1 protein-coding gene is annotated in these 4,346 nt (G+C 69.4%); it reads right to left on the reverse strand.

The annotated features are described in order from the left end of the window. A partial coding sequence (locus ACAH41_RS18180; protein WP_370538403.1) for a condensation domain-containing protein occupies positions 1-4,297 on the reverse strand: 4,297 nt, incomplete at its 3' end. Positions 4,298-4,346 lie beyond the last annotated feature (49 nt).

Below are 4,346 nucleotides of genomic sequence, written 5' to 3' on the forward strand. Positions count from 1 at the left end.
CCGGGCGCTCAGGGTCTTCGACGATGGCCTGCAGCAGCTGCGTGAAGTGGCCGGCCATGCGTTCGATGGTCGCGGGCTCGAACAGGTCGGTGTTGTACTCCAGCTCGCCGTGCAGGCCTTGCGCGTCTTCCACCAGCGTCAAGGTCAGGTCGAACTTCGCCGTCACCCGCTCGGCCTGCATCAGCTCGGCGCGCAGGCCAGGCAAGACCAGCCCGGTCATCGGCGCGTTCTGCAGCACCAGCATGACCTGGAACAAGGGCGAGTAGCTGGTGTGCCGCTCCGGCCGCACGGCCTCGACCAGTTGCTCGAAGGGCACGTCCTGATGGTCGTAGGCCTCCAGCGTGGTCTGCCGCACCTGCTGCAGCAGGCTCAGGAAGTCCTGCGCCAGGTCCACCTGGGTGCGCAGCACCAGCGTGTTGACGAAAAAGCCGATCAGGTTCTCGATTTCGGTGCGGTTGCGGTTCGCGATGGGCGTGCCGATGCAGATGTCGCGCTGGCCCGAATGCCGCGCCATCAGCACATTGAAGGCCGCGCACAGCGCCATGAACAGCGTGCCCTGCGCCTGGTGGCCCAGCGCCCGCAGGCCGGCCACCGCGGTCGCCGGCACGGTGAACGGCAGGGCCGCACCGCGGTGGCCCAGCTTGGTCGGCCGCGGCCGGTCCGTGGGCAGGGCCAGCAGCTGCGGGCTGCCTTCCAGCTTGTGCCGCCAGTAGCCCAGCTGCTGTGCCAACAGGCCGCCGCTCAGGCGCTGGCGTTGCCATTCGGCGAAGTCCGCGTACTGGATGGGCAAGGCCGGCAAGGACGGCGGCAGGCCCTGCTGGAAGGACCGGTACAGGGCCGCCACTTCCTGCACCACGATGCCCATGGACCAGCCGTCCGAGACGATGTGGTGCATGGTCACCAGCAGCAGGTGCGCATCGCTGGCCAGCCGCAGCAGGCAAAAGCGGATCAGCGGGCCGGTCGCCAGGTCGAACGGCCGGTCCGCCTCGGCTTGCAGATGTTCGCGGGTTTGCGCCTCGCGCGGCGCTTCGGGCAGGCTGCTGAGGTCCACCGTCTCCAGCGGCAAGACCAACGCCGGCGCAATGACCTGCACCGGCTCGCCCGCTTCCATCGCGAACGAGGTGCGCAGCGCCTCGTGGCGGCGCACGATCTCGTTGAGCGTGCGCGCCAGTGCGTCGGCATCCAGCTGGCCCGTGAGCCGCACGGCGACGGGGATGTTGTAGATGGCCAGGCCGGGCTCGTATTGGTCCAGGAACCACAGCCGCTGCTGCGCGAACGACAGCGGCCACGAGGTCCTGCCCGCTTGCCGCGGCATGGGCTTGACGGCCGCCAGCGCAGCCGGTTCGGCAGGGGCCGGTGCCGGCCGCTCAGGCTCGGCCAGCGCCTGGCGTGGCGAGGTCAGCTCCGCACCGGTCGCGAGCGACTCACCCGCAAACTCACTGGCAAAAGGATAGGTCGGCAGACTGATCCGCTTGGGACGGGCACCGCCATCCGCAGTTGGGTGCAGGCGCTGCCAGTCCAGGTCGAAGCCTTGGGCCCACAGCTCGGCCAGCTTGCCGAACTTGCCCTTGGCGATCCAGGCCCGCACCGCAGCGTCCATGTCCTCGTCGTCCAGCAGCAGCGCCATGGCCTGGCGCCCGGCCTGACCGCGATGCAGGCCGCTCAGCTGCAAGTCACCGGCGATGAAGGCGGCCAGCCTGGCCCGCAACTCGTCCAGCGAACCCACCTGCAGCGCCAGGCGCTCTGCCATGGCCTCGCGGGCCACCTGCAGCGTGTAGGCCAGGTTGGCCAGCGTCAGCCCGGCTGTGGCCTGCGGCGTGGCGATGGCCGCCAGCAGCCGCTGTGCCTGCCGCTGCAGCGCGGCCCCGTCGCGAGCCGACAGCAGCACCAGCGCCGGCCCCTGGCTGGCGTTCGCCGCCTCGTCCGCTGCGAGTGGCGGGACGTGTTCCGCAATCACCAGGCAGGCGTTGGCGCCGCCAGCCCCGAACGAAGAAATGCCGGCCATCCTCGGCAGCTCGCTCGGCTTGCCATCCAGGGCCAGCACCGGGCGGCGCCAATGGGTCAGCTGCGAGCGCGCATCCGGCAGCAAGGTCTGGTGCTTCAGCTGCAGCAGCAACTGGCTGAGGCCGACAAAGCCGCTGCCAGCCTGCGCGGCAAGGTGGTGGCTGAGCGCCCGCGCCTCAACCCCCGCTCGCTGCAGCGCCTCGCCGGTCAGCCGGGCCTGCTGTGCAGCGATGGCAGCGGCGTCACCCTGCGTCCTGCCGGCAGAACTCACCGCGCTGCCCTTGATCACACCGTGGACGTGATCGCCATCGGCCAGCGCGCGTTGCAGCGGCTTGAGCAGCAGCGCGCCCACCGCTTCGCCGTCCACGCCGCCAGCGACGGCCACCTCGCTGTCGCCGCAGCGCAGGCTGTTGACGGCCAGATGCAGTGCCGTCAACGCGGACGCACCGGCGGTGTCCACGGCCATGCTGGGGCCCTGGAAGTCGAAGCACTGCGACACCTGGTCGGCAAGGGCCCCACCGTGCGCGTTGCTCACACCGACGAACAGCCCAATCTTCCGGCTGTGCGCCAGCCGGGCAGGTGTGTAGCCGGCCTCTTCGATGCTCGCGTGCACCTGCTGCAGGAAAATCCGCGCCTGCGGGTCCATGGCTTGCGCCTCTTCCAGGCCGATGCCGAAGAACTGGCGGTCGAACCCGCTGGCCTCGTTCGCCAGCTCGGCCTCGCCGGTGAAGTTCATCCCGGCCAGCCTGGCCCAAAACTCGCCAACATCGGCGGCGCCCGGGTAGCAGCCGGACAAGCCGACGATGGCCACGTCGAAACCTGGCCCCGCCATGGGCCGGTCCGCGGGCCCAAAGGCGGCTGCAGGCGCGACAGAAGGCTGCGCAGCGGGCGCAGGTCCCACGGCGACCCGGTCCAGGCCGGTCCAGCGCCGCAAGGCCTGGGCTTCGGTTTGCATGAAATGCTCGACCAGGCGCTCGATGGTCGGATGCTCGAAGAACAGCGAGGTGCCGATGCCCTCGGCCCCAATCCCGTCGCGCAAGGCATTGGTCAACTCCAGCGCCAGGATGGAGTCGATGCCGTACGCGTCAAAGCCGATGTGGGCCTGGATGGTCTCCAGCGGCAGCCCGACGCCCTCGCTGACCAGCTGCCTGATCTGCAGGATGCTTTTTTCACGCAAGCGCCCGTCCGCAGCCAGCGCTGGATTTGCAGCAATCAAATCGGTCATCTCGGAGGTGTTCTGGTTGGGTGGGGTTTCGCGTGCGGCTTGCGGCACGTCTCCTATGGCCGTGACACCCGGGCGCACGGCGCTGCTGCCCGGCACCCAGTGGCGTTCCTTGGCGAAGGCATAGGTCGGCAGGCTGATGCGGCGGCGCTTGTGCGCGCCGTGAAGCGCGCGCCAGTCCAGCGCAAAGCCCTTGACCCACAGCGCGAGCAACTGGCCCAGCTCACGCTTCTCGATCCAGCTTTGCACCGCCTGCGCCATGTCTGCATCTGCCGACAAGGCCGCCATCTCGTCCTTGTTGGGGCGGACCTGGCCGCGATGCAGCGCTTCCACGCTGGCCTCGCCGGACAGGAAACGGGCGAGCTTGTCGCCCAGCTCACCCAGTGAGCCGGCCACCAGGGCCAGCCGCTCTTCCATCGCTTCGCGGCCGACCTGCAGCGTGTAGGCCAGGTCGTTCAAGTCAACGCCTGCGTTCTCCGGCAAGCCGATGAAATCCTGGAGCTGGCGCGCCTGCGCCAACAGCCGTTCCTCGTTGCGGGCCGAAAGCACCACCGCGACCGGCCCGGCGTCGACGGCCGTGGACACCGGCGCGATGTATTCCTCCAGCACCACATGCGCATTCACCCCGCCAAAGCCGAACGAGCTGACGCCCGCGCGGCGCGGCAGCGGTTGGCCTTGCGCATCACGCGGCGCTGCCCATTCGCGTGTCTCCTGCACCACGTAGAACGGACTGCCGTGCAGGTCGATGTACGGATTCAGCGTCTCGCTGTGCAGGCTCTTCACCAGCGTCCTGTGCTTCATCTGCAGCAGCACCTTGACAACGCCTGCCACGCCAGCGGCCAGTTCCAGGTGGCCGATGTTGGTCTTCACTGAGCCCAGGCCGCAGTGAGGTGCTGCGACTTCGCTGCCGCCAGTGGCCGCGTAGAGTTCCTTGAACGCCGCCTTGAGACCGTTGATCTCCACCGGGTCGCCCAGCGGGGTGCCGGTGCCGTGGGCCTCGATGTAGGTCACCGTGCGCGGGTCGATGCCGGCACTGCGGTGCGCCTTGGCCACCACCGCGGCCTGCGCCACGGGGTTTGGCGCCGTGAGGGAATTGGCGCGCCCGCCGTGGTTCTCGGCG

Origin of the sequence: Ideonella sp. (assembly GCF_041287625.1) — a bacterium.
Taxonomy (GTDB): Bacteria; Pseudomonadota; Gammaproteobacteria; order Burkholderiales; family Burkholderiaceae_C; genus Ideonella.